Here is a 25,611-nt window from a genome sequence, read left to right on the forward strand (position 1 = left end):
ACCCGTCATGACCCAGGGCGACGTCGACGCTGATGCCGGTGTGCGGAATGTCCTCGGCTGCCTTCCACGCTACTCCGCCGTGACCACCCCCCGGGGCGCCCCCGTAGGAGTAGCCTCGGAGACATCCAGGGCATCCCGTATCCCGGTCCCCGTTCCGGCTTCGTTCTGGGTGTAGGACAGTCCGGCAGGTCCCGCTCCGACGGGCGGCCGGAGACGGGAACGGTGAACGCCGTGACCACTCACTCGCCCCGGCCCGTACGGCCCGGCCACGGCCTCACGGTCGCCGACGCCATGGAACCCTGCGACTACCAGATAGCGGACGACAGCACCGTCGACCAGGCCGACGACGTCCTCCGCGGCGCCCACCTCGACTACCTGCTCGTCCGGGGCCACGACGGCCGGTGCGAGGGGCTGGTCACCCGCACCGGGCTGCACCCGTTCCTCACCCGTCCCCGGCCCACCGAGCGCACCGCGATCAGCGCCACCGCCCACCAGCGCGGCCCGTTCGCCTGGCCGACCCTGGGCCTGGCCCTGGCCGCGATCGCCATGCGGGTCAAGCACCTGGCGATCTGGCCCGTCGTCGACGAGGACGGCTTCATCCTCGGCGTGCTCACCGCGGACCGCGCCGCCGGCCTCCTCGCCGCCCCGGCCCCGTCGGTGCTCCCCGCGGCCCGGACGAGAATCTGATCGCGGGCCTCGGACGGCACCCGAGCGGCGACGCGTCAGCCTGCTTCAACCGGCAGCCCCTGCCGCACCGGACGAAGACCGCCGGTCAACGGGCGGGCAACGGCAAGGGCGGCACGAACGTCTCGGTGGGCCAGTCGACCAGCATCGCGAACACCTTCTCGACAAGGAACATGACACAACGTCATGCCATGATCGCCCAACCGGGCGACGTCGCACCAGGCGAGAAGGCGAAGGGCTGCCTGGGTACGGCGAAGGGAGCGATTCCTGCTCACCGCACCCCGGCACCCGCCGTGGCCGGAGCGGCGGGCCGCCGCCACGACGGTTCGACGCGCGGTGACACCGGGAGCCCGACGGGCCGGGGCGGGCACCGCCGGCTCCCGGAAGTCGAACGCCTCAGGATCACGACAGCCGCCGCCTCCGGTGCGGATCCGGCACGGCGGGGCCGGCTTGGCCTGGACAACGCGAAAGCCGCAGGTCATGTGACCTGCGGCTTTCGGTATGGAGCGGGCGACGAGAATCGAACTCGCGCTATAAGCTTGGGAAGCTCATGTTCTACCATTAAACTACGCCCGCCTGATGAGCCGTCAGAGACCGCTCGATCCAGTGTCACTGTACCCCATGCGGGACGGTGGATGCACAGGGGGTCGGTGGACGTGGCGGAGCGGGGTGGGGCGGGTGTGGGGGCGTACTGTTTGGGCCGCGTGCGAGTGCTCCGGCGGGTGGGGCCGGAGCGGCGAGCCATGGTGAGGATTGTCCGGAACGTCCCCTCATGTGACGCTGCCCCGGGGCTCGGCCGCCGGGTGCGTGAGTACGGGTGAGTACTGGGTTAGGGATGGGAAGGGGATCGATGGAGCAGCGCGCCGTCGTTCGTTGTGCCGAGGGGCACCTGTTCAGCACCACCACGTTCCCGATGCAGAACCTCGGTCCCGGTCGGCTCGGGCCCGGGAGGTTGATCCGCTGTCCGCAGTGCGGGCGGCTGCGGAGTTCGGTGCTGGCCGACGTGCGGGAACTGTCCGGGCCGCAACTGGCGCGGGCGATGCGGTTGGAGGCCGCCGAGTTCCTGGCCTGACGGCCGGCGGGAGGACTGAGCGGCCCCGGGCGGATTCGTCCGGGGCCGCGTCGTGCACGTAACCTCGAAGCGTGCTGCTCTCTGACAAGGACATCCGGACCGAAATCGAGCTGGGCCGGGTCGGCATCGCCCCGTTCGACCCGGCGATGATCCAGCCGTCGAGTATCGACGTGCGCCTCGACCGCTTCTTCCGCGTGTTCGAGAACCACAAGTACCCGCACATCGACCCCTCCGAGGAGCAGCCGGACCTGACCCGGCTGGTCGAGCCGGAGGGCGACGAGGCGTTCATCCTGCACCCCGGCGAGTTCGTGCTGGCCTCGACGTACGAGGTCATCACGCTGCCCGACGACGTCGCGTCCCGGCTGGAGGGCAAGTCGAGCCTGGGCCGGCTGGGCCTGCTGACCCACTCCACGGCCGGCTTCATCGACCCCGGCTTCAGCGGCCACGTGACGCTGGAGCTGTCGAACGTCGCGACGCTGCCGATCAAGCTGTACCCGGGCATGAAGATCGGGCAGTTGTGCCTGTTCCGGCTCTCCTCGCCCTCGGAGCACCCGTACGGCTCGGCGCGCTACGGCTCGCGCTACCAGGGCCAGCGCGGCCCGACGCCGTCCCGCTCGTACCTGAACTTCCACCGCAGCGAGATCTGACCGCAGCCACGAGAGCCGGCGGGCACGACAACCAGCGGGCACGCGGACCAGCAGCCACGCGGACCGGCGGACACGACGGAGCGCACGCACGACGGGCGGCCGATCCCTCAGGTGAGGGATCGGCCGCCCGCGGCGTTCTCAGGCCCGCTCGGGGCTGGTGACGGCGACCAGCTCGGTGCCGTCCTCGGACAGCCGCAGCTCGGTGCGCAGCCCGGTCAGCTCGCCGAGGTGGTGCAGGTGGGTGCCGCCGCAGAAGATCTGCGCGCCGCCCTCGGGCAGTTCGCAGTGCCACTGGCGGCGGGCGGTCAGCTCGGGGCCCGGCACCTCGATGCGGACCGGGGCGTCGGCGGCGACCCAGGCGGCGAGGCGGGCGTTGACGGCCTCGGTGAGGGCGGGCAGCGCGTCGGCCAGGGCCGGGAACTCCTCGGTGGCGTCCACCGTGAAGCCCTTCTTCTTCAGTGACTTGCCGAGCCGGTAGGTGTCGGTGCTGGCCGCGGTGTCCATCACCGAACTCGCCATCGCGAGGCTGTCGAAGTCCGGGTTGCCGAAGGCGTCCGAGCGGCCCGGGTCCTTGCGCCAGCGCGGGGCGAGCGCGGCGTTCAGGGCGAGGGCCAGCAGGTGGCAGCCGCTGTGCGAGGCGCTGAGGGCGCCCCGGCGCTCCGCGTCGACGGCCAGTACGGCGGTGCGCCCGACCAGCTCGCCCGGCTCGCCCAGGACGCCCGAGTCGCCCGGCTCGCCCGGCTCGCCCGGCTCACACGAGTCGCCCAGGACGTGCAGGACCAGCCAGGACCACTCCTCGTCACCGCGCCGGACCGGGATGTCGGCGCCGACCAGCAGTTCCCCGCCCTCCGGGCCGACGGCGCCGGTCAGGCAGTCGACCACGGCCAGCTCGGAGCCGTCCACGGTCAGGGTGCCGTGGTCGGCCGGCTGGTCGGGCCAGGTGTGGTCGAGCGGGTGGAACGGGGTCGCCTCGGTGACGACGGCGTACCGGCCGTCGGCCAGCCGGTGCACCGCGAGCACCGGGGACTCGCCGGTCACCGCCCCGGCCGGGAAGCTGACGTGGGTGGTGGGGAGGGTCATGCCTGGCTCCGGTGAAGGTGGGACGACGAGGGTGGGGCGGGCCCGGCGCTCGACCGCGGCCCGCCCCCATTCTGCCCTTCGCCCGGCGCCGGCCCGCGGGCGCCTCAGCCCAGCGTCGGCAGCTTGATCAGCACCAGCAGCGCGACCAGCTGAACGGCCGAGGCGCCCGCGGCCTTGCCCCAGGGCAGGTCGTGCAGCCGCCGGACCATGCTGGTCAGCAGGTACGCGCAGAGCATCCAGGTGGCCCAGCCGACGACCTGGACGACGACGCTGCCGGAGGGGAGCACCAGGTCGAGCAGCAGCCGGGGCGCGTCGGTGAGCCAGCCGATCAGGGCGGCCAGGCCGACGGTCGCCTTCCACGGACCGTCGCCGCCCAGCTGACGGGCCAGCGCGTAGGTGACCCCGCCGAAGACCGCGCCGGCCACGGTGAACCCGATGGCGGCGGCGAGGATGCCGGTCAGCGCCACGGTGAAGGTCGAGTTGACGATGTCGTCGTGGGTCAGCCCGATGCCGAGCACCGCGAGCGCGCCGTACAGCAGCGAGACGGTGACGGCGGGCAGCCAGACCTGGTGGTCGCGGGTGCGGTCGAAGATCGCGGTCGGCGTGCGGAACAGGCCGGTGAACAGCTCGCGCCAGTGCGGCCTCGGCCCGGCGACGTGCGGGGCTGACTGGCCGCCGGCCCGGTAGACGGCGACGTTGTCCTCGCCGTATCCCTGCTCCTGGCCGTACCCCTGCTCCTCGCCGTACCCCTGTTCCTGGCCGTACGGCTGCCCGCCCTGCTCCGGCCCGGGGCCGTACGCGTACCCCGCGTCCTGGCCGTACCCCTGCCCCTGGCCGTACGGCTGCTGCCCGTACGGGCCGCCCGCCGCGTACGGGTCACCGGCCGGGAAGGCCCTGGTGTTGCCGGGCCGGTCCGCCGCGTACGGGTCGTGCCCGTCCCCCGTCCGGTGCCCGGGCCCGCCGGGCACCCCCTGGTGCGGGCCCGTGAAGTACTCCGGCCCGTCCGTCGCCCCGTGCCCCCCGGGCGCCCCCGGCGGCGGCGGAGCCGACCATCCGCCGTGCGGACGGTCCGCGCCCTGACCGCTGTCGTATCGATTACCAGCCACGGTCCGAAGGTACCCGTCCGGCCCGGCCCGCGTCCGCCCCGGACGGAGCCGGGGCCGGTTTGCAGCGAGGCTGAGACGAACGGGGCCGAAAACCCGTGGGAACGGGCCCGCCGGCGGCTCCCGGAAACCCGGCGGCTCCCGGAAACCCCGGGGCTCCTCCGGAACCCCGGCGGCGCTACCGCTGCGCGCCGACCGAGGGCCCGTGCACCGCCGCGGCCGCGCTGGTGCCGGCCGGGCAGCCGCCCGGGCCGGCCGAGGTGCGCACCGCGCCGACCGGCAGCAGGGTGCCGCAGGCGATCCGGACGCCGTTCGGCAGCTCGTTGTCCGACTCCACGATCGCGCCGTCGCCGATCACCGCGCCGTCCAGCGCCGAGCGGTCGCCGATGGTGGCGAAGGCGCCCACGATCGAGTCCTTGACCAGGCTGTCGCGGCCGATCACCGCGCCGGGCAGGATCACGCTGCCCTCGACGATCGCACCGGCCTCGACCACCGCGTCCTCGGCGACCACGGTGCCGCCGCTGAGCACCGCGCCCGGGTGGACGGTGGCGCCGGGCAGCAGCAGGGCGTCGCCGGTCGGGCCGGGGACGGCCGGGGAGTCGACCTTGCCGAGCACCAGGTCGGCCGAGCCGCGGACGAAGGCCGCCGGGGTGCCCAGGTCCAGCCAGTACGAGGTGTCGACGACGCCGCGCAGCAGCGCGCCGGTGGCCAGCAGCTCGGGGAAGGTCTCGCGCTCGACGGACACCTCCCGGCCGGCCGGGATGCGGTCGATCACGGACCGGGTGAAGACGTAGCAGCCGGCGTTGATCTGGTCGGTGACGATCTGCTCCGGGGTCTCCGGCTTCTCCAGGAACTCCAGCACCCGCCCGTTCCCGTCGGTCGGGACGAGGCCGAAGGCCCGCGGGTCCTCGACCCGGGTCAGGTGCAGGGTGACGTCGGCCCCGGTGGCCACGTGGCCGTCGCGCAGGGCGGCGATGTCGAGACCGGAGAGGATGTCGCCGTTGAAGACCAGGACCGGTTCGTCCGGGCCGCAGGTCAGGCCCGAGGCGGCGTTGCGGATCGCCCCGCCGGTGCCCAGCGGCTCGCGCTCGGTCAGGTAGACCAGCTCGATGCCGTACGGGGTGCCGTCCTGGAAGTGGTCCTCGAACACCTCGGCCAGGTACGAGGTCGCCAGCACGACGCGGGTGACGCCGGCGGCGGCCGCGCGGGCCAACTGGTGCGCGATGAACGGGACGCCTGCCACCGGCAGCATCGGCTTGGGGGTGTGGGTGGTCAGCGGACGCAGTCGCGTGCCCTTACCACCGACCAGCATGATCGCCTCGGTCATGGTCTGCGCTGTTCCCCTTGTGGTCTCTGCGGCCCGGCCCTGCGGGCCGATACCTCCGTCGTCGGTCTGGACCCGGCCGTCCGGCCGGCGCGGGTCGCCACCCGCCCGGGCTCGCGTCCGGACGGGTCGACCGGCACCGAGCCGGTCCGGGCCTACTGTATTTGCTTCCGACCGAATGCCCGTCCGGCGCCTGTGCGATTGCCGTCACTCGCCGTACGCCCGCCGTACCGGCGCAGGCCGTCCGGGTCGTCCGAAAGCCCGGCCCGGCGGGCGCGTTCGCGGCGTCCACCGGGCCGGGCAGTTGTAGCAGAACTGTCGAACAGCGGGCTCCGCGGCGGTCGTTACGCGTCCACCGTCGCGGGCTGCTCCTCGTTCCCGGCCGGCGGCGGGGCCTTCACCGAGTCGAGCAGCAGCTGGGCCACGTCGACCACCTTCAGGTGTTCCTTGGCCGCGCCCTCGTTCTTCTTGCCGTTGACCGAGTCGGAGAGCATCACCAGGCAGAACGGGCAGGCGGTGGAGACGATGTCCGGGTCGAGCGACAGCGCCTCGTCCACGCGCTCGGTGTTGATCCGCTTGCCGATGCGCTCCTCCATCCACATCCGGGCACCGCCGGCGCCGCAGCAGAAGCCGCGCTCCTTGTGCCGGTGCATCTCCTGCTGGCGCAGACCGGGGACCTTGTCCATGATCTCGCGCGGCGGGCTGTAGACCTTGTTGTGGCGGCCCAGGTAGCAGGGGTCGTGGTAGGTGATCAGGCCCTCGACCGGGTTGACCGGGACGAGCTTGCCCTCGTCGATGAGGTGCTGGAGCAGCTGGGTGTGGTGGATGACCTCGAAGTGGCCGCCCAGCTGCGGGTACTCGTTGGCGATGGTGTTGAAGCAGTGCGGGCAGGTGGCCACGATCCGCTTGACCGGCGCGTCCTCCAGGGCCGCGTTCAGCGTCTCCACGTTCTGGGCGCCGAGCATCTGGAAGAGGAACTCGTTGCCCAGGCGGCGGGCGGAGTCACCGGTGCAGGACTCCTCCTTGCCGAGGATCGCGAACTTCACGCCCGCGGTGTGCAGCAGTTCGGCGAAGGCCTTGGTGGTCTTCTTGGCGCGGTCCTCCAGGGCGCCGGCGCAGCCGACCCAGTAGAGGTACTCGACCTCGGCGGGGTCGATGTCCTCGCCGATCACCGGCACCTCGATGCCGGTCTCCTTCTGGAGCTCCTTGACCCAGGCCAGGCGGGCCTTGGTGGCCATGCCCCACGGGTTGCCCTTGTTCTCCAGGTTCTTGAGCATCGTCCCGGCCTCGGTCGGGAACGAGGACTCGATCATCACCTGGTAGCGGCGCATGTCGACGATGTGGTCGATGTGCTCGATGTCCACCGGGCACTGCTCGACGCAGGCGCCGCAGGTGGTGCAGGACCACAGCACGTCCGGGTCGATGACGCCGCCCTCCTCGGCGGTGCCGATCAGCGGGCGCTCGGCCTCGGCCAGGGCGGCCGCCGGAACGTCCTTGAGCTGCTCGGGGCTCGCCTGCTCCTCCCCTTCGGCGGACTTGCCGCCGCCGGCCAGCAGGTACGGCGCCTTGCCGTAGGCGTGCTCGCGCAGGCTCATGATCAGCAGCTTCGGCGAGAGCGGCTTGCCGGTGTTCCAGGCCGGGCACTGCGACTGGCAGCGGCCGCACTCGGTGCAGGTGGAGAAGTCGAGGATGCCCTTCCAGGAGAAGTGCTCGACCTGGGAGACGCCGAACACGGCGTCCTCGGCCGGGTCCTCGAAGTCGATCGGCTGACCGTTGCTGGTCATCGGACGCAGGGCGCCGAGCGCGGTGCCGCCGTCCTCCTCGCGCTTGAAGTAGATGTTGAAGAAGCCGAGGAAGCGGTGCCAGGCCACGCCCATCGAGGGGTTGAGGCCGATGGTGGTCGCCCACGCGAACGAGATGCAGATCTTCAGCATCGCGAACAGGTAGATCAGGTTCTCCAGCGTGCCGTGCGACAGGCCGCTCAGCGCGGAGACCAGCGGGTACGAGACCAGGTGCTCGGGGCCGTACGAGTCGACGCCGTTGAGGGCGCCCTCCAGGGCGCGCAGCATCAGGATGCACAGGCCGATGCCGAGGATCGTGTACTCGACGTAGAAGGCCTGCCAGGCGATCGAGCCGGCGAACCGGGACTTGCGGCCGGACCTGGACGGCAGGCTCATCAGCCGGATCACGATCAGGACCAGGATCCCGAGCGTGGTCAGGGTGCCGATCAGCTCGACGAAGAGCTGCCAGATCATCCAGTGGCCGATGACCGGCAGCGCGAAGTCGGCGTCGAAGAGCTGGCCGAAGGCGTTGACGATGGTCAGCACCAGGCTGAAGAAGCCGACCGCGACGAACCAGTGGGCGATGCCGACGATCCCCCAGCGGTTCATCCTGGTGTGGCCGAAGAACTCGGTCGCGAGGGTCTTCGCCCGCTGGGCGGGCTGCCCGAAGCGGGTGGCGTCGTCCGCACCCGTGCGGACCACCTTGTAGATGTACAGCGCCGCACGGGCGGCGAGCGCGGTGCCGATCACGAACGTGACCAGCGAGATGACGATCGCTGCTAGCTGCATCGGCTCTCCGTCTCCTGCGGCTTTGCTGTTGAACAGGCCCTGCGGCCCCACGGTCTTCGGGCTGATTGTACTGGTCGGTAACTTGCCGGGCCGACGGCCCGGACATTACCGGTGGACAACGGTTCCCAGAAGATTCCCAAGCTATGGCGACAGTCACGTGGGCGCACCCCGCCACGGCGTGGCGCAGGTCTCCGGAGCGATTCGGCTCAGCAAAGTTGAGCGCTGGACACTCAGGCCTGTTGACGCCGCCCGTCGGGTCGTGCATCCTTGAGCCTGTAAAGCTCAACTCTTCCGTGGAGGTATTTACGATGGCACGCGCGGTCGGCATCGACCTCGGTACGACGAACTCGGTCGTCAGCGTTCTGGAGGGTGGCGAGCCCACCGTCATCACGAACGCAGAGGGTGCGCGGACCACGCCGTCCGTCGTCGCCTTCGCCAAGAACGGCGAGGTGCTCGTCGGCGAGGTGGCCAAGCGCCAGGCGGTCACCAACGTCGACCGCACCATCCGCTCGGTCAAGCGCCACATGGGCACCGGGTGGAAGATCAACATCGATGGCAAGGACTTCAACCCCCAGCAGATCTCGGCCTTCGTGCTCCAGAAGCTGAAGCGCGACGCCGAGGCGTACCTGGGCGAGACCGTCACCGACGCCGTCATCACCGTCCCGGCGTACTTCAACGACTCGGAGCGCCAGGCGACCAAGGAGGCCGGCGAGATCGCGGGCCTCAACGTCCTGCGCATCGTCAACGAGCCGACCGCGGCCGCCCTCGCGTACGGCCTCGACAAGGACGACCAGACCATCCTGGTCTTCGACCTCGGCGGCGGCACCTTCGACGTCTCCCTGCTGGAGATCGGCGACGGGGTCGTCGAGGTGAAGGCCACCAACGGTGACAACCACCTCGGTGGCGACGACTGGGACCAGCGCGTCGTCGACCACCTGGTCAAGGTCTTCCAGGCCGGCCACGGCGTCGACCTGTCCAAGGACAAGATGGCCCTCCAGCGCCTGCGCGAGGCGTCCGAGAAGGCCAAGATCGAGCTGTCCTCGTCCTCCGAGACCTCGATCAACCTGCCGTACATCACGGCCTCCGCCGAGGGCCCGCTGCACCTGGACGAGAAGCTCACCCGGGCCCAGTTCCAGCAGCTGACCTCGGACCTGCTGGAGCGCTGCAAGGTCCCGTTCCACAACGTGATCAAGGACGCCGGCATCTCGCTCTCCGAGATCGACCACGTCGTCCTGGTCGGTGGCTCGACCCGCATGCCGGCCGTCGCCGAGCTCGTCAAGGAGCTGACCGGCGGTCAGGACGCCAACAAGGGCGTCAACCCGGACGAGGTCGTCGCCATCGGCGCCGCGCTCCAGGCCGGTGTCCTCAAGGGCGAGGTCAAGGACGTCCTCCTGCTGGACGTCACCCCGCTGTCCCTCGGCATCGAGACCAAGGGCGGCATCATGACCAAGCTGATCGAGCGCAACACCACGATCCCGACCAAGCGCTCCGAGATCTTCACCACGGCCGAGGACAACCAGCCGTCCGTGCAGATCCAGGTCTACCAGGGCGAGCGCGAGATCGCGGCGTACAACAAGAAGCTCGGGATGTTCGAGCTGACCGGCCTGCCGCCGGCGCCGCGCGGCCTGCCGCAGATCGAGGTCACCTTCGACATCGACGCCAACGGCATCATGCACGTCGGTGCCAAGGACCTCGGCACCGGCAAGGAGCAGAAGATGACCGTCACCGGCGGCTCCTCGCTGCCGAAGGACGAGGTCGACCGGATGCGCCGCGAGGCCGAGCAGTACGCCGAGGACGACCACAAGCGCCGCGAGTCCGTGGAGACCCGCAACTCCGCCGAGCAGCTCGTCTACTCGACCGAGAAGTTCATCGCCGACAACGCCGACAAGCTGCCGGCCGACGTCAAGGCCGAGGTCGAGACCGCCATCGGCGAGCTCAAGGAGGCCCTGAAGGGCGAGGACATCGCGAAGATCCGCGAAGCCTCGGAGAAGGTCTCCACCACCGCGCAGAAGCTCGGCCAGGCGCTGTACGCCAACGCCGACGCCGCCGGTGCCGCCCCCACCGGTGACTCCGCCCAGGCCAAGGACGACGACGTCGTCGACGCCGAGATCGTGGACGACGAGAAGCCCAAGGGCGGTGCGGCATGACGGACAAGCCGCAGGGCGGCAAGCCCGGCGACGACTCCGCCGCCGAAGAGGCCGTGATCAAGGCTGCCGAGGAGGCCGCCGCCGGTGGCTCCGGGGAGTCCGGTTCGGAGGACCTCGCCGCCGCCAAGCGCGAGCTCTCCGAGCGCACCGGTGACCTCCAGCGCCTCCAGGCCGAGTACCAGAACTACCGCAAGCGGGTCGAGCGCGACCGGCTGACCGTCCGCGAGATCGCCGTCTCCAACATCCTGGAGTCGCTGATCCCGGTCCTGGACGACATCGGCCGCGCCCGTGAGCACGGCGAGGTGACGGGCGGCTTCAAGTCCGTCGCCGAGTCGCTGGAGACGGTCGTCGCCAAGCTGGGCCTCCAGCAGTTCGGCAAGGAGGGCGAGCCCTTCGACCCGACCATGCACGAGGCGCTGATGCACAGCTACTCCTCGGACGTCACCGAGGACACCTGCGTGCAGGTCCTCCAGCCCGGCTACCGCATCGGCGAGCGGATCATCCGCCCGGCGATGGTGGCCGTCGCGGAACCGCAGCCCGGCAGCCAGGCGTCCTCGGACGCCGAGGCGAAGTCCGCCGACCCGGACAAGTCCGACGGTGGCTCGGACAGCTGACAACCTGTGACAGCTGGAACCCAGTGACAGCTGACACCCAGTGCGCTGCGGAGTCGTACGCCGGCAAGTACGGCGGCCGGCTCCGCAGCGCGCTGTCGACGGTCGTTCGCTCAGCGCCTGTTGACAGCTCTGTGACTATGGACATCGGGAGGTGGCGGAAGCCATGAGTGGCAAGGACTTTGTCGAGAAGGACTACTACAAGGTCCTCGGCGTGCCCAAGGACGCCACCGCCACCGAGATCAAGAAGACCTACCGCAAGCTCGCGCGCGAGTTCCACCCCGACGCCAACACGGGTGACCCCAAGGCCGAGGAGCGGTTCAAGGACATCTCCGAGGCGTACGACGTCCTCTCCGACGAGAAGCGCCGCAAGGAGTACGACGAGGCCCGCAGCCTCTTCGCCAACGGCGGCTTCCGGGCCGGCGGCGGCCCCGGCGGCACCGGCAGCTACAGCTTCGACTTCGGCGACCTCTTCAGCGGCCAGCAGGGCGGCGGCGGGGGCGGCGGAGGCGGGCTCGGCGACGTCTTCGGCGGCCTCTTCAACCGCGGCGGCACCCGGCAGGCCCCGCCCAGGCGCGGCGCCGACGTCGAGACCGAGGTGACGCTCTCCTTCGAGGAGGCGGTCGACGGCGCGACCGTCCCGCTGCGGATGACCAGCCAGGCCCCGTGCCGTCACTGCAACGGCAGCGGCGCCAAGTCCGGCACCACCCCGCGGGTCTGCCCGACCTGTGTCGGCGCGGGCACCGTCAGCCGCGGCCAGGGCGCCTTCGCGCTCTCCGAGCCGTGCAAGGACTGCCGCGGCCGGGGCATGATCGTCGACGACCCGTGCCCCGACTGCCACGGCAGCGGCCGGGCCAGCTCGGCCCGCACCATGCAGGTCCGCATCCCGGCCGGCGTCCAGGCCGACCAGCGCATCCGGCTCAAGGGCAAGGGCGCCCAGGGCGAGCGCGGCGGACAGCCCGGCGACCTCTACGTCACCGTGCACGTCGACCCGCACCCGGTCTTCGGGCGCAAGGGCGACAACCTCACGGTCACCGTCCCGGTCACCTTCCCCGAGGCGGCGCTCGGCGCCACCATCGAGGTGCCCACCCTGAACGGCCCCGCCGTGAAGCTCAAGCTCCCCCCGGGCAGCGCCAACGGCCTCACCATGCGCGCCCGCGGCAAGGGTGCCACCCGCAAGGACGGCACCCGCGGCGACCTCCTCGTCACCGTCGAGGTCGTGGTGCCCCAGCAGGTCGCCGGCGACGCGCTGAACGCCCTGGAGCAGTACCGCGAGGCCACCGCCTCCGACGATCCGCGAGCCGCCCTGTTCCGGGCGGCGAAGGGAGCGTGACGACCAGATGTCCCCGATGAACCCGATCGATCCCGACACCCCGATCGGCCCCGGCGTCGGCGAGGGCCTGCCCGGTGCCGGCCCGCGCCGCACCCGCCGGGCCGCGGCCCCGCCGCAGTACGTCCTCACCGAGGACACCCCGGTGTACGTCATCTCCGTGGCCGCCGAACTGTCCGGGCTGCATCCGCAGACCCTGCGCCAGTACGACCGCCTCGGCCTGGTCTGCCCCGACCGCACCGCGGGCCGCGGCCGCCGCTACTCCGCGCGCGACATCCAGCAGCTGCGCGAGGTCCAGCGGCTCTCCCAGGACGAGGGCATCAACCTGGCGGGCATCAAGCGGATCATCGAGCTGGAGAACCAGGTCTCCGCCCTCCAGTCCCGCGTCGCGGAACTGGTCGACTCCCTGGAGGGCGCCGCCAGCGCCCTGCGGCAGCGCGAGGCCGCCGTCCACGCCTCCTACCGCCGTGACCTCGTCCCGTACCAGCCCCCCACCCCGCAGTCCAGCGCCCTCGTCGTCTGGCGCCCCAGGCGCTGACCGGGCCACCCACCGAGCCGCCGGCCCCTCCTCTCGGGGGGTGCCGGCGGCTCGGTGTTGGTGAGAGAGTGTCGCTCTGGCGATCGGCCAAGCTCGGGAGAGACCGGCGATCTCATCATCAGCAATGGTCACGCGCCCTAGGATCTGCTGGGACGGGTCACGGCGGGTTGGGTCAACGGCAAGGAGCCGGCATGAGTGGACGAGCTCAATTCGGCCCCATCACGAGTGGGGGGCCGATACTTTCCGCGGAAGCTCGTGCGCTTTTCCTGCACATCATCAGGACCGGCGGGAGTACGTCGAAAGAGGTCCCGGCCCCGGGTGAATCGGGTCCGCTGGACGAATTGATCAGAATAGGCCTTCTGGTCCCTGACCTCGACGCGCCGGACAGCCTGATCGCCATCGACCCGACCCAGCTTTCGGAGAGCCTCAGCAGCACCTGGCAGCGACAGGCGCTCGAGCTTCTCACCCGGGCCGTCGCCCTGCCGACCGAACTGAGCGAACTCGCCCAGGAGTTTCACACGCCCGGACAGGTCGGCGGCTCGATCGAGTATGTCCATGGCAAAGTGCTGATAAATCAGAAGATGCAGCAGTACGCCGACGCGGGCGCCGAGGAGGCGCTGGCACTCCAGCCAGGGGGTCCACGGCCTCCCGAGCTCCTGGCCTCGGTGATCGACCGGGACCTCGCCATGCTGGGCAACGGCACGAAGATCCGGACGATCTACCACGCCAGCACGCGTTACCACCAGCCCACCCGGGACTACGTCACACGCCTGGCCAAGGCCGGCGGCCAGTACAGAACCCTTGACGAGCCCTATACCCGGCTCATCGTCATAGACCGGAAGATGGCCGTCATCCCGGTCGCGCACGACTTGAACATGGCGGCCTTCATCCACGAACCCGCGGTGGCCACCTACCTCGCCGAGCAGGTCTTCGAGCCGAGCTGGAGCCGCGCCCTCGACTTCGACGGGGACCGCGCCGTCCCCCAGCAGGTCGTCTCGCGGCTTCGCCAGACGATCATCGATCTACTGCTGGCGGGAACCAATCACAGAGTCATCGCGAGACGCCTGGGAATCAGCGAACGCACCCTGGCCCGCCATATCGCCGAGATGCGCGAGGAGCACAATGTGGACTCCTTGTTCCAACTCGGATACGCGCTCGCGCGGGCTGAATCCACAAACGGGAACCATCCGTAGAGACATGCCCGCGCCAGCGGCGCGTCGGATCAGTGGCGGGTAAAAACGCGCCGGCCGCCCACCTGCGAATACGTTTCCCGCGGACGAGGAAGTCCGGGGAAGTCTCGCATCAGTGCCGGTCGGCACACGCGGTCAGCCCCAGCTGATGTCGTCGAGGACGGAGACAGCGGCAACGGCCGACGAGTCGGGCGCCGCCTGCCCGTGGTCGACCGCGAGATACCCGCCGAGCAATGCAGCCGCACCGACAACCAGAGGCAGGACCGCGTTACGGACGAAACGGCACAAGTGAGACATGCCCACCCCTTCTGTCATCTGCGTCGAACGCAGCGCCTAGACAAAACTTACCGACCACATGTTGCCGCAGGGTGCACGAGCCTGCCAATAGCTGCACGCCTGAGAACGCGTCATCTCCCTGCCAGGCATCCATATGACACCGGGAAGCCCTGGACGGGGCAGGTGCCACAGATGGACGATCAGTTCGCCCCCGATAGTCCAGCACCAGTTGACAATTCTGTTGCTGTACTGTCAATTCTCCCAACAATCGGGGCATCGGACTACTTGAAGCAGCAACCACTCTCCACGCCTGCCGACGCACTTTTCAACCCGGTCGGCCTTTCCCCGGAGTCGACATGACCGAGCCCTACCTGCGTCACCACGACAGCCAGGCCCCTGAGGGTCGGCGTGCACGTGTGTTCCTGGCCGCGCCGCTGATGCGGCTGACCGGGCCGGCCGACAGCGTGGTGACGCTCGCCAGCCGGACGCGGCTGACGACGCTCCGCACCACCCTCCTCCGCAGCGGTGCCGCCGTGTACAGCGCGCACCACAGCGACGCCTGGACCATCTCCGGCCGCGCGCCGGAGCCGCGCGTTCCGTCCGACTTCCGCGCCCTCCAGTCCGCCGACCTGGTGTTCGCCTACGTCGGGGCCCCCCTCTCGGCCGGCGTGAGCCTGGAGCTCGGCTGGGCGTCGGCGCTGCGCAAGCCGATCGTCCTCCTGGTCGACGAGGCCATCACCCACAACCCGCTGATCGCCACCATCGAGCAGGTCGCCCCCGTCCTGCCGCTGGTCTTCGACGACACCTGGTCGCAGGAGGCCCTCAACCACACGGTCGAGACCGCGCTCGACTGGGCCGGCATGGCGCTCTCCCTGCGCGAGGGCTTCTGGACCGCCCCCGGCGAGCAGTTCAGCGTCCCCCGGCAGCAGCCCCCGGTCCCCGGCTACTGGCCGACCGGCGCCGCCACCGGCTGAACGGCGGCTGCCCACCGGGCTCTCCCGCCCGGGCTCCCCGCGGCTGCCGGCCCGGCCGGAACAGCGTCTCCGCGTCGTACGAGTCCCGCGGCCGGGCGAACCGGCCCGCCACCGCACGTTCCCCGAGGCACCGGCCGCTCGCGCCGGCACGCCGGGTGAGGCGCTGGACGAACAACGGGGTGGCGGAGTGTCAGTCATGGCGCTCGCCCCGCAGCTGCCAGCCGAGGTGGAAGAGGGTCCGGGCGCCGTAGCGGTCGCGCAGCCGGGAGATGTGGGCCGCGACGGTACGTTCGCTCACACCCAGCCGGGTCGCGACGGCGCGCTGGGTGAGACCGCGGGCGAGCAGCCGGCCGATCCGGACGGTGGTGGCGGGCGGCGGGTCGAGGTGACGGCCGACGGGTGCGGCGCGGGCCCAGTCGCGTTCGAACTGGGCGACCAGGTAGGCCACGGTGGTGGGGTCGGTGAGGAAGGCGGCACGGCTGCGGTCCTCCGCGGCGGGGATGACCGCCACCGCACGGTCGAAGACCAGCACCCGCTCGTACGGTTCGGTGAGGACCCGGACCTGGGCGCCCTGCCCGGCGCGCAGCGCGATCTGGCTCTGCACGGCGGGATCGGCGACGGTGGCCGGCTGGTAGACGGTGCGCAGTGAGCAGCCCCGGCGGAGCAGCGAGAGGTCCTGGGCGAGGGCCATCCTGAGGGCTTCGAGCGGACGCGGGCCGGGCTGGGCGGCCAGGACCTCCTCCCGGCACTCCGAGACGAGTTCGGTGACCCGTCGGCGGACGTCGGCGGCGTCGTCGACGGTGTCGGCCGGACCGGAGGTGCCGGGGTCGACGGCCGGCGCACACCGGTCCGGGTGGCGGGCCGTGTCGTAGGCGCGGGCGAGCGGCCCGAGGGTGCCGGGGAGCCGCTCGGCGTGCAGCAGCAGGCGGACGGCGCGGGAGCGCAGTTCGAAGCCGATGCGGTCGACCTGGGCCCGCGGGTCGGCGGCGGTCCAGCCGGTGGCGGTGGGGGCGAGCAGGCCGCGGGCGACGAGGGCGGCCAGGGTGGGACGGTCGGCGGGGGCGAGGTCCTCGGGGCGCAGCCGCCCGCCGCCGCGGACCGCGGCGAGGTAGAGGGCCCGTTCGGCCTGGCCCGGCTCATCGGTCATCGCGGGCGCCCCGCATCAGCCAGCCGAGCTGGAAGAGGGTCTGGGCGCCGTAGCGGTCGCGCAGCCGGGAGATGTGGCCGGCGACGGTGCGTTCGCTCAGGCCGAGCCTGGTGGCGACGGCGCGCTGGGTGAGACCGCGGGCGAGCAGCCGGCCGACCCGGTCGGGGATGGTCCTGGCGGCTCCCTGGCCGGGGGTGGCGGTCTCGGTGGTCTCGGCGCGCGCCCAGTCGCGTTCGAAGGTGCCGACCAGGTAGGTGATGGTGGCCGGGTCGCTGATGAAGGCGGCGGTGCTGTTGTCGTCGTTGGCGGAGATCACGGCGACGGACCGGTCGAAGACGATCAGCCGCTGGAAGGGCTCGTCGAGCACGCGGATGAGCGAGCCGTGCCGGGTGACCTCCTCGGCGTAGGCGCGGGCCGGCGGGTCGGCGAGGGCGACCGGCTGGTAGACGGTGCGCAGCGAGCAGCCGCGCCTGAGCAGTTGGACGTCCTGGCGGAGCGCGACCTGGAGGGTGTCGGCGGGACGGTGTCCCGGCTGCGCGGTGAGGACCTCGGAGCGGCAGTCGGAGACGAGCTGGGAGATCCGCTGGCGGATGTGGACGTGCCCCTCGACGTGGACGGCGCCGCCGGCCGGGCCGGACGGGCGGGGCATCGCGTCGTAGGCGCGGGTCAGACCGTCCAGGGCGCCGGGGAGGTTCTCCGCGCGGACCAGCAGGCGGGTGGCCTCGCTGCGCAGTTCGGCGCCGAGGCGGTCGCTGACCGAGCGCGGGCTGACTGCGGTGTAGCAGCGGTCCATCGGGTTGACCATCAACAGGCCGATGTCGATGAGCTGTTGCAGCGCGCCCTGGTCGATGTCGGTGACCTCGCCGGCCGGGACGCGGCCACCCTCGGCGATGACGGCCAGGTAGAGCTGCCGGGCGGCCTCGTCGGGCTCCTCGCCCACGTGCCCCGCCTGGTCCGGTGTGACCGCCGGTTCCGCCGTCACGTCGTGCCCTCCCTGCCGGACGCCTCTCCCCTGGTGTTGCCCCGTGTTCCCCGCCGCGCGGGCCGTGGTCCCGGTGGGCCGGCCGGGCCCGCGGATCCGGATGCCGGTACGGCGTGGTCCCGGGCGTGGCGGTCACGGTACCGGGTGGGACGGCGGACCCCCGGCCCGGGTGCCGTCGCACGCCGGGTCCCCGGGGGCCGCCATCGGTACGCCAATGCCAGGGCGCTCCCGTCGAGGCGGAGCAGCAACGCCTCGACGGGTCCGGCAGCGGGGGCCATCACCACACATGGCCCCCAGCCGGTGCTCTTCGTTCCCCCGTTCCCGCCGGCGCCGACTGTGGCGCCCGCGGTCTTCCCGAAGAGCAAGTCGCCACTCGGGCTGCGGTTGCCCGGACGACTTGGCGTGTCTCCACCCTCACAGCGTGACGTCCGGTGAACAAGTGCCGCCCGAGTGCATGTTCGCGCAATTGCAGCAATCTGCATCCCGGTGCTGGTGGGGAGGGCCGGGCGGCGGGTCGGATTCCGGTGAAGTCCGAGGCGGGGAAGGGGTGTCGGCGGTGTCCGGCGCCACCGCCTGTCGGCCGTGCACGGTCATAGCGGACGTGCGCGTTCCTGCACCGCCGGCATGCTCCTGAGCTGCCCGTCCGCCCCCGGCGGCCAGCCCCGACGCGTTCCGGCCCGCGACGGCCCCCGAAGGCCCGCGCCGGGCCCGCGACCGGCCGCGCGCTCAGCGGGCCGGCAACCGCCCCCGCGCCAGCCCGGCCGCCGTACCGCCCGCCGCGAGCACCCAGGCGAGCGCCAGCAGCAGGTACAGCCCGACGGCCAGCCCGCTGAAGCCCCCGAAGCCGGTGTGCCGGGCGAGCGCGGAGGCGCCGGTGACGCAGGTGCCGACCGGGAAGGTGTACGCCCACCACGTCATCGCGAACGGCATCCCGGCCCGGCGGGCGCGCAGGTTGGCGGTCAGCGCGACGGCCAGCCAGAGCATCGCGACGCCGATCACCGCCACGCCGTACAGCTCGGCCAGGTCGGTCATGGCGGGCGCCAGCGCGGGCAGCACCGGGCGGGCGGCGTCGGCGAGCTGGTGGACCGCGGTGACGGACTGGCCGAGCGGGCCGAGCACCAGGAACAGCGTGGGGGTGAGCGCCAGGGCGGGCAGCCTGCTGTGGAACAGCCCGGTGAAGACCACCGGCAGCAGCGCCAGGGTGGCGAGCAGGCCGATCCCGAACAGCGCCCAGCAGCCGTACAGCATGGCCTGCTGCGCCGTCCCGGCCGGCAGGTGCGGGACCAGCGCCGGGCCGCAGGCGGAGGCGACCAGCGGGGCGACCACCGGCAGCAGCCAGGTCGGGTTGGCCTCCAGGGCGGAGACCCGGTGCCGGGTGATCATCAGGTACGGGATGCCGCCCGCCACGGCCAGCGCGTACAGGGTGCCGAGGCTCCACAGCACGGTGTCCAGGGCGACCGCGAGGCCGGTGCCGATGACCCGGGAGCCGAGCAGCAGGGTGCCCAGACCGACCGCCAGCAGCGCCATCGGCGGGCAGCCGTAGAAGACCGCGGTGGCCGGGTTGTCCAGCAGCTGGGCGCGGGCCGCCTCGCGGTGCCGGGTGAGGTGGACCAGCCGGGCGGCGGCCAGCACCAGCAGGGCGGCCAGGCCGAGCGCCCACATCACCTCGCCGAAGCCGGTCAGCCCGGGCAGCCGCACCGGCAGCACGGCGGCGCCGTTCGCCAGGATCGCGGTACCCATCACGGCGGCGTACCAGTTGGGGCCGAGCTGGGCGAGGTCGAACCGGGAGCGGACGGCGGGGCGGGCGAGGGGGCCGATACCGGCCAGAGTGGACATGCTCCCACCGTCGCCCGGGGGCCCGGCCGCCGGTAGCGCCCCGACCTCTATGGGGGCATAGCCTGAATCTATGGCCCTCTCCCCGCACGTCCCCGAACTCGGCGCCCTGGAACTGCTGCTCGCGGTGGCCCGGCTGGGCAGCGTCGGACGGGCGGCGGCCGAGCTGGGCGTCAGCCAGCCGACCGCCAGCGCCCGGATCAAGGGCATGGAGCGGCAGATCGGCGTCCCGCTGCTGGACCGCTCGCCCCGGGGCAGCACGCCGACCGAGGCGGGCCGGCTGGTGGTCGAGTGGGCCCGGCAGGTGGTGGAGGCGGCGCAGGCGATGGACGCCGGGATCGACGCGCTGCGCGAGCGGCGGGACGCCAAGCTGCGGGTGGTGGCCAGCCTGACCGTCGCCGAGTACCTGATGCCCGGCTGGCTGCTGGGCCTGTCCGAGGCCAGCCCGGGGACGGCGGTGACGCTGCGGACGGCGAACTCGGCGGACGTCGCCGGACACGTCCTGGCCGGGGACGCCGACCTCGGCTTCGTCGAGGGCCCCTCCACCCCGCCCGGGCTGTCCGGCGCGGTGGTGGCGGCGGACCGGCTGGTGGTCGTGGTGGCGCCCGGCCACCCCTGGGCCCGGCGCCGGACCCCGCTGACCGGGGCCGAGCTGGCCGCCACCCCGCTGGTGCTGCGCGAGCCCGGCTCGGGCACCCGGGAGGTGCTGGAGACGGCCCTGCGGCCGTACGGGGGCGCGGCGCGGCCCTGGATGGAGCTGGCCTCGTCCACCGCGCTGAAGGGGGCCGCGATGACCGGGGCGGGGCCGGTCTGCCTGAGCGAGCTGGCGGTGGTGGAGGAGCTGGCCACCCGGCGGCTGGTCGAGGTGCCGCTGGCCCGGGAGCTGGACCTGCGGCGGCCGCTGCGCGCGGTGTGGCCGGCCGGGCAGCGGCCCGGCGGTCCCGCCAGGGCGCTGCTGGGGCTGACCCGGGGGTCCGCCGAACGTTCACCGAGAAGGTGAGCCGGAAAAGAATTGAGCGGAGTAGACTCAACTTAGTGCATGCTGTTGGTGGCAGTGCGCTCCGGGTGGTGCCACCCGCCCGGCAGTGCGGCGCGCGGCAGTAGCGGTAGTACGAGCAGTAGCAGTAGCAGCAGTAGTGCAGGACGACGAGGGAGGACCCCCCAGCAGTGGACGCCAGCAAGTTCACCACCAAGACGCAGGACGCCCTGGCCGCCGCCATCCGGCAGGCGGGCACGGCCGGCAACCCGGACGTCAGGCCGGTGCACATCCTGATCGCCCTGCTGGAGCAGCCCGAGGGCATCGCCAGGCCCCTGCTGGAGGCGGTCGGGGCGGACCTCTCCCGCGTCGACGCCGAGGCGCGCCGCCAGGCGTCCGCGCTGCCCAGCGCGATGGGTTCGACGGTCGCCGCGCCGCAGCTCGCCCGGGACACCATCGCGGTGCTCACCGAGGCCGGCCGGCGCGCGGACGACCTGGACGACCAGTACGTCTCCACCGAGCACCTGATGGTCGGCCTGGCCGCCGAGGGCGGGGCGGTGGCCGAGCTGCTGGCGCAGCAGGGCGCGACGGCGAAGGCGCTGCTCGCCGCGTTCAAGGACGTCCGGGGTAGCGGCCGGGTCACCTCGCCGGACCCGGAGGGCACCTACAAGGCGCTGGAGAAGTACGGCACCGACCTCACCCAGGCCGCCAGGGACGGCAAGCTCGACCCGGTGATCGGCCGCGACCACGAGATCCGCCGGGTGGTCCAGGTGCTCTCCCGCCGGACCAAGAACAACCCGGTGCTGATCGGCGAGCCCGGCGTCGGCAAGACCGCCGTGGTCGAGGGCCTGGCCCAGCGCATCGTGGCCGGCGACGTGCCGGAGTCGCTGCGCGGCAAGCGGCTGGTCTCGCTGGACCTCGCCGCGATGGTCGCGGGCGCCAAGTTCCGCGGCGAGTTCGAGGAGCGGCTGAAGGCCGTCCTGAACGACATCAAGTCCTCCGACGGCCAGGTCGTCACCTTCATCGACGAGCTGCACACCATGGTCGGCGCGGGCGCCGGCGGCGACTCCGCGATGGACGCGGGCAACATGCTCAAGCCGATGCTGGCCCGCGGCGAGCTGCGGATGGTCGGCGCCACCACGCTGGACGAGTACCGCGAGCGGATCGAGAAGGACCCGGCCCTGGAGCGCCGCTTCCAGCAGGTGCTGGTCGGCGAGCCCAGCGTGGAGGACTCGATCGCCATCCTGCGCGGCCTCAAGGGCCGGTACGAGGCGCACCACAAGGTGCAGATCTCGGACGCCGCCCTGGTCGCCGCGGCCACCCTGTCCAACCGCTACATCACCTCCCGCTTCCTGCCCGACAAGGCGATCGACCTGGTCGACGAGGCGGCCTCCCGGCTGCGGATGGAGATCGACTCCTCCCCGGTCGAGATCGACGAACTCCAGCGCTCCGTGGACCGGTTGCGGATGGAGGAGCTGGCCCTGGAGAAGGAGTCGGACCCGGCCTCGGTGGACCGGCTGGCCCGGCTGCGGCGCGACCTCGCCGACAAGAGCGAGCAGTTGAGCGTGCTGACGGCGCGCTGGGACCAGGAGAAGAAGAGCCTCAACCGGGTCGGCGAGCTCAAGGAGCGGCTGGACGACCTGCACGGCGCACTCGAACGCGCCCAGCGCGACGGGGACTTCGAGCGGGCGTCCAAGCTGATGTACGCCGAGGTCCCGGCCGCCGAGAAGGAGCTCACCGACGCCCAGGAGCGGGCCGCCGGCCAGGACGCCTCCGCCTCGATGGTCAAGGAGGAGGTCGGCCCGGACGACGTGGCCGACGTGGTCGCCTCCTGGACGGGCATCCCGGCGGGCCGGCTGCTGGAGGGCGAGAGCGCCAAGCTCCTGCGCATGGAGGACGAGCTGGGCCGGCGCCTGATCGGCCAGCAGGAGGCCGTGCAGGCCGTCTCGGACGCGGTGCGGCGCACCCGCTCCGGCATCGCCGACCCGGACCGCCCGACCGGCTCCTTCCTCTTCCTCGGCCCGACCGGGGTCGGCAAGACCGAACTCGCCAAGGCCCTGGCCGACTTCCTGTTCGACGACCAGCGGGCGATGGTCAGGATCGACATGAGCGAGTACGGCGAGAAGCACTCGGTCTCCCGCCTGGTCGGCGCCCCGCCCGGGTACATCGGCTACGAGGAGGGCGGCCAGCTCACCGAGGCGGTCCGCCGCCGCCCGTACAGCGTGGTGCTGCTGGACGAGGTGGAGAAGGCGCACCCGGAGGTCTTCGACGTCCTGCTCCAGGTCCTGGACGACGGGCGGCTCACCGACGGCCAGGGCCGCACGGTGGACTTCCGCAACGCGATCCTGATCCTCACCTCCAACCTGGGCTCGCAGTACCTGGTGGACCCGGCCACCCCGGAGGCGGAGAAGCGGGAGCTGGTGCTGGGCGCCGTCCGGTCGGCGTTCAAGCCGGAGTTCCTCAACCGGCTGGACGACATCGTGGTCTTCGAGCCGCTGGGCACCGCCGAGCTGAGCCGGATCGTCGACCTCCAGGTGGCCCGTCTGGGCGAGCGGCTGCGCGAGCGGCGGCTCACCCTGGACGTCTCCGCGGCCGCCCGCGACTGGCTGGCGCTCACCGGCTACGACCCGGCGTACGGCGCCCGCCCGCTGCGCCGGCTGGTGCAGTCCGCGATCGGCGACCAGCTGGCCAGGGCGATCCTGTCCGGCACGGTGCACGACGGGGACACCGTGCTGGTCGAACGGGACGAGGAGGAGGACCGCCTCACCGTCCGCAGCCGGGGGCCGCTGGAGAAGTGACGCCGCCGGGCGTCCGGCACCCGGGCCGCTCCCTCCGCTCCGGCGGCGGGGGCGGCCCGTTCCGCGTCCCTGTTCACCACTCAGCCCCATCGATCCTCAACTCGCCCGGAGTGAGCCGGTGTTGCACGCGCCCAGGCCCCGCGGGCGCGCCCACCGCCGCCGCCCGGCCCGGCCGGCCGAGCCGTGCGCCGGGCGCGTGACGCGACTCCCGCACGCCCCTGCGCACAGTCGGCGCTCACACCCCGCGCACCCTCGGTGACCACCGTCCGCCGCACCGCCGCCGGGGCCAGCGACGACACCGGGGAGAACGCCGGACGAAGATCGGCACCGCCCTCGGACGCCCCTGTGAGCGGAGCCCCGAATGAGGCAGGATGGGAGGTGGAAAGGGCGGCCTCTCATTGCCGGCCACCACGTGCACTGAGGAAGAGGACCCCCATGAGCATCGACCCGTCGTCCATCCCGTCCTTCGGCGCGCCCCAGGGCGGCCGGCCCGGCGGCCAGGGCGGGGGGCCGGCCGGCCCGCCGCCGATCATCGTCCCGGACCAGGGCCTGGTCACCCAGCTGCTGGACCAGATGCAGCTCAAGCACGTCGTGGACGAGGAGGGCGACCTCACCGCCCCCTGGGAGGGCTTCCGCGTCTACTACATGTTCCGCGGCGAGCAGAAGGAACTCTTCGCGGTGCGCGCCTTCTACGACCGCGCGTACCCGCTGGAGAAGAAGGGCGAGATCCTCGACCTGATCGACGAGTGGAACCGCGAGACCCTCTGGCCGAAGGTCTACACCCACACCCACGAGGACGGCGTGGTCCGCCTGATCGGCGAGGCCCAGATGATCGTCGGCACCGGCGTCAACCTGGACTACTTCGTCACCACCACCGCCAACTGGACCCAGGCCGCGGTCGGCTTCGAGCAGTGGATCGTCGAGCGCCTCGGCCTCCAGAACGAGATCGAGGGCGAGGACGGCGAGGCCCCCGAGGGCACCGACGAGGCCTGATCCCGCCCCGGCACTCCGGTACGGCCCGCCACCGCCCCGGTGGCGGGCCGTCCTTGTCCCGGGCTCCCGGCTGTCCCAGGATGGGCCTGACGACAAGCCGTGAGGAGTCACCGATGGGTACCAGGCCGCTGCTGAACCGCCGACTGGCCGGGATGGGCACGACGATCTTCGCCGAGATGTCCGCCCTGGCCACGGCCACCGGATCGATCAACCTCGGCCAGGGATTCCCCGACACCGACGGGCCCGAGGAGGTCCGCGAGGCGGCCGTACGGGCGCTGCGCGAGGGCCGCGGCAACCAGTACCCGCCGGGGCCCGGCGTCCCCGAGCTGCGGGCCGCGATCGCCGGGCACCAGCAGCGCTTCCACGGCCTGTCCTACGACCCGGACACCGAGGTGCTGGTCACCGCCGGCGCCACCGAGGCCATCGCGGCCACCCTGCTGGCCCTGCTGGAGCCCGGCGACGAGGTGATCGCGTTCGAGCCGTTCTACGACTCGTACGCCGCCTGCATCGCGATGGCCGGCGCGACCCGTGTCCCGCTGACCCTGCGGGCCCCGTCCTTCCGCCCCGACCTCGACGAACTGCGCGCCCTGATCACCCCGCGCACCCGGCTGTTGCTGATCAACACCCCGCACAACCCGACCGGCACCGTGCTGACCGCCGAGGAGCTGCGCGGCATCGCGGAACTCGCCGTCGAGCACGACCTGTTGGTGGTCACCGACGAGGTCTACGAGCACCTGGTCTTCGGTGCCGCCCACCACCCGGTCGCCGCCCTGCCCGGCATGCGCGAACGTACGGTCTCGATCTCCTCGGCCGGCAAGACCTTCTCCTTCACCGGCTGGAAGGTCGGCTGGGTCACCGCGAGCCCGGCGCTGGTCACGGCCGTGCGCACGGCGAAGCAGTACCTCACCTACGTCAGCGCCGGCCCCTTCCAGTACGCCGTCGCCGAGGCCCTGCGGCTGCCCGACACGTACTTCGACACCCTGCGCGCCGACCTGCTGCGCAAGCGCGACCTGCTGGTCGACGGCCTCACCGCGGCCGGCTTCCGGGCCTTCACCCCCGAGGGCACCTACTTCGTCACCACCGACATCACCCCGCTCGGCGAGAAGGACGGCATCGAGTTCTGCCGTTCCCTGCCCGGCCGTTGCGGCGTCGTCGCCATCCCGAACGCGGTGTTCTACGACGACGTGGACGCGGGCCGTAGCCTGGTCCGCTTCACTTTCTGCAAAAAGGACGAGGTCCTCCAGGAGGCCGTCGCCCGCCTGCGGCGCCTGTGAGGGGCTGCGCGCCCCCTTTCACGCTCTTCGAACAGGCAGGACCGTGACCCGACACCAGTTCT

At 72.1% G+C, this 25,611-nt stretch carries 19 protein-coding genes, 1 tRNA gene and 1 pseudogene; 13 read left to right on the plus strand and 8 right to left on the minus strand.

Features of this window, described 5'->3' with window-relative positions; genetic code table 11:
- Positions 1 to 231 precede the first annotated feature (231 nt).
- Complete coding sequence (locus ACIQOW_RS07750; RefSeq protein WP_401080843.1) at positions 232 to 687, plus strand: CBS domain-containing protein; 456 nt, start codon at positions 232 to 234, stop codon at positions 685 to 687.
- A 499-nt stretch (positions 688 to 1,186) separates the two neighbouring features.
- Here the strand turns inward: ACIQOW_RS07750 and ACIQOW_RS07755 are convergent.
- Positions 1,187 to 1,260: transfer RNA gene (locus tag ACIQOW_RS07755), tRNA-Gly, on the minus strand.
- Between the two features lie 274 nt (positions 1,261 to 1,534).
- Between ACIQOW_RS07755 and ACIQOW_RS07760 the strand changes: the two genes are divergently transcribed.
- Entirely contained in the window at positions 1,535 to 1,756 is a 222-nt protein-coding gene (locus ACIQOW_RS07760) for a hypothetical protein (protein ID WP_188295076.1), read from the plus strand.
- A gap of 71 nt (positions 1,757 to 1,827) precedes the next feature.
- The gene (gene dcd / locus ACIQOW_RS07765; RefSeq protein WP_188295077.1) at positions 1,828 to 2,403 is read left to right on the plus strand and encodes a dCTP deaminase; all 576 of its coding nucleotides are present in this window, start codon (positions 1,828 to 1,830) and stop codon (positions 2,401 to 2,403) included.
- Positions 2,404 to 2,541: 138 nt separating this feature from the next.
- Here dcd and ACIQOW_RS07770 read toward each other — a convergent pair whose 3' ends face one another.
- The 4 genes and pseudogenes from ACIQOW_RS07770 to ACIQOW_RS07785 all read right to left on the minus strand — a co-directional run bounded on the left by ACIQOW_RS07770 (position 2,542) and on the right by ACIQOW_RS07785 (position 8,480).
- The gene (locus ACIQOW_RS07770; protein WP_401080848.1) at positions 2,542 to 3,483 is read right to left on the minus strand and encodes a metal-dependent hydrolase; all 942 of its coding nucleotides are present in this window, start codon (positions 3,481 to 3,483) and stop codon (positions 2,542 to 2,544) included.
- A 104-nt stretch (positions 3,484 to 3,587) separates the two neighbouring features.
- Positions 3,588 to 4,589, minus strand: a complete 1,002-nt coding sequence (locus ACIQOW_RS07775) for a Yip1 family protein (protein ID WP_401080851.1) — start codon at positions 4,587 to 4,589, stop codon at positions 3,588 to 3,590.
- Positions 4,590 to 4,839: 250 nt separating this feature from the next.
- Positions 4,840 to 5,913, minus strand: a pseudogene (locus ACIQOW_RS07780) (sugar phosphate nucleotidyltransferase); the annotation flags it as partial.
- Between the two features lie 341 nt (positions 5,914 to 6,254).
- Entirely contained in the window at positions 6,255 to 8,480 is a 2,226-nt protein-coding gene (locus ACIQOW_RS07785) for a heterodisulfide reductase-related iron-sulfur binding cluster (protein WP_401080854.1), read from the minus strand.
- A 308-nt stretch (positions 8,481 to 8,788) separates the two neighbouring features.
- On the opposite strand from ACIQOW_RS07785, the gene dnaK reads away from it, so the two are divergent.
- From dnaK to ACIQOW_RS07815, 6 genes are all read left to right on the plus strand, one after another.
- Positions 8,789 to 10,627, plus strand: a complete 1,839-nt coding sequence (gene dnaK / locus ACIQOW_RS07790) for a molecular chaperone DnaK (protein WP_401080856.1) — start codon at positions 8,789 to 8,791, stop codon at positions 10,625 to 10,627.
- Positions 10,624 to 11,241, plus strand: a complete 618-nt coding sequence (grpE, locus tag ACIQOW_RS07795; protein ID WP_401080859.1) for a nucleotide exchange factor GrpE — start codon at positions 10,624 to 10,626, stop codon at positions 11,239 to 11,241. Before dnaK ends, grpE begins: the two co-directional genes overlap by 4 nt.
- Positions 11,242 to 11,404: 163 nt before the next feature.
- Complete coding sequence (dnaJ, locus tag ACIQOW_RS07800; RefSeq protein WP_401080862.1) at positions 11,405 to 12,571, plus strand: molecular chaperone DnaJ; 1,167 nt, start codon at positions 11,405 to 11,407, stop codon at positions 12,569 to 12,571.
- Positions 12,572 to 12,578: 7 nt separating this feature from the next.
- Positions 12,579 to 13,106 carry a heat shock protein transcriptional repressor HspR gene (locus tag ACIQOW_RS07805; protein WP_223243804.1) on the plus strand — a complete coding sequence of 176 codons (528 nt, stop codon included), beginning with the start codon at positions 12,579 to 12,581 and terminating at the stop codon, positions 13,104 to 13,106.
- A gap of 191 nt (positions 13,107 to 13,297) precedes the next feature.
- Positions 13,298 to 14,299 (plus strand): helix-turn-helix domain-containing protein, encoded by a 1,002-nt coding sequence (locus tag ACIQOW_RS07810; protein ID WP_401080865.1) that lies wholly within the window; start codon positions 13,298 to 13,300, stop codon positions 14,297 to 14,299.
- A gap of 629 nt (positions 14,300 to 14,928) precedes the next feature.
- On the plus strand, positions 14,929 to 15,546 hold the full coding sequence (locus ACIQOW_RS07815) for a hypothetical protein (protein WP_188295087.1): 618 nt from the start codon (positions 14,929 to 14,931) through the stop codon (positions 15,544 to 15,546).
- Between the two features lie 190 nt (positions 15,547 to 15,736).
- Here ACIQOW_RS07815 and ACIQOW_RS07820 read toward each other — a convergent pair whose 3' ends face one another.
- The 3 genes from ACIQOW_RS07820 to ACIQOW_RS07830 all read right to left on the minus strand — a co-directional run bounded on the left by ACIQOW_RS07820 (position 15,737) and on the right by ACIQOW_RS07830 (position 19,511).
- A complete protein-coding gene (locus ACIQOW_RS07820; protein WP_401080869.1) occupies positions 15,737 to 16,693 on the minus strand; it encodes a helix-turn-helix domain-containing protein in 957 nt (318 codons plus the stop codon).
- On the minus strand, positions 16,683 to 17,675 hold the full coding sequence (locus ACIQOW_RS07825; RefSeq protein ID WP_401080872.1) for a LuxR family transcriptional regulator: 993 nt from the start codon (positions 17,673 to 17,675) through the stop codon (positions 16,683 to 16,685). The genes ACIQOW_RS07820 and ACIQOW_RS07825 overlap by 11 nt, the downstream gene beginning before the upstream one ends.
- Before the next feature lie 726 nt (positions 17,676 to 18,401).
- Positions 18,402 to 19,511, minus strand: a complete 1,110-nt coding sequence (locus ACIQOW_RS07830) for a TDT family transporter (protein ID WP_401080875.1) — start codon at positions 19,509 to 19,511, stop codon at positions 18,402 to 18,404.
- Between the two features lie 70 nt (positions 19,512 to 19,581).
- On the opposite strand from ACIQOW_RS07830, the gene ACIQOW_RS07835 reads away from it, so the two are divergent.
- The 4 genes from ACIQOW_RS07835 (at position 19,582) to ACIQOW_RS07850 (ending at position 25,549) form a co-directional block, all read left to right on the plus strand.
- Positions 19,582 to 20,508 carry a LysR family transcriptional regulator gene (locus tag ACIQOW_RS07835; protein ID WP_188295090.1) on the plus strand — a complete coding sequence of 309 codons (927 nt, stop codon included), beginning with the start codon at positions 19,582 to 19,584 and terminating at the stop codon, positions 20,506 to 20,508.
- 167 nt (positions 20,509 to 20,675) lie between these two features.
- Positions 20,676 to 23,282, plus strand: coding sequence for an ATP-dependent chaperone ClpB (clpB, locus tag ACIQOW_RS07840; protein ID WP_401080879.1), 2,607 nt, complete (start codon positions 20,676 to 20,678; stop codon positions 23,280 to 23,282).
- A gap of 435 nt (positions 23,283 to 23,717) precedes the next feature.
- Positions 23,718 to 24,275 carry a YbjN domain-containing protein gene (locus ACIQOW_RS07845; RefSeq protein ID WP_401080881.1) on the plus strand — a complete coding sequence of 186 codons (558 nt, stop codon included), beginning with the start codon at positions 23,718 to 23,720 and terminating at the stop codon, positions 24,273 to 24,275.
- A 113-nt stretch (positions 24,276 to 24,388) separates the two neighbouring features.
- Positions 24,389 to 25,549, plus strand: coding sequence for a pyridoxal phosphate-dependent aminotransferase (locus tag ACIQOW_RS07850; RefSeq protein WP_401080884.1), 1,161 nt, complete (start codon positions 24,389 to 24,391; stop codon positions 25,547 to 25,549).
- The last annotated feature ends 62 nt before the right edge of the window (positions 25,550 to 25,611 follow it).

The organism is Kitasatospora sp. NPDC091335, from assembly GCF_044757205.1.
In the GTDB taxonomy this organism is placed as follows: domain Bacteria; phylum Actinomycetota; class Actinomycetes; order Streptomycetales; family Streptomycetaceae; genus Kitasatospora.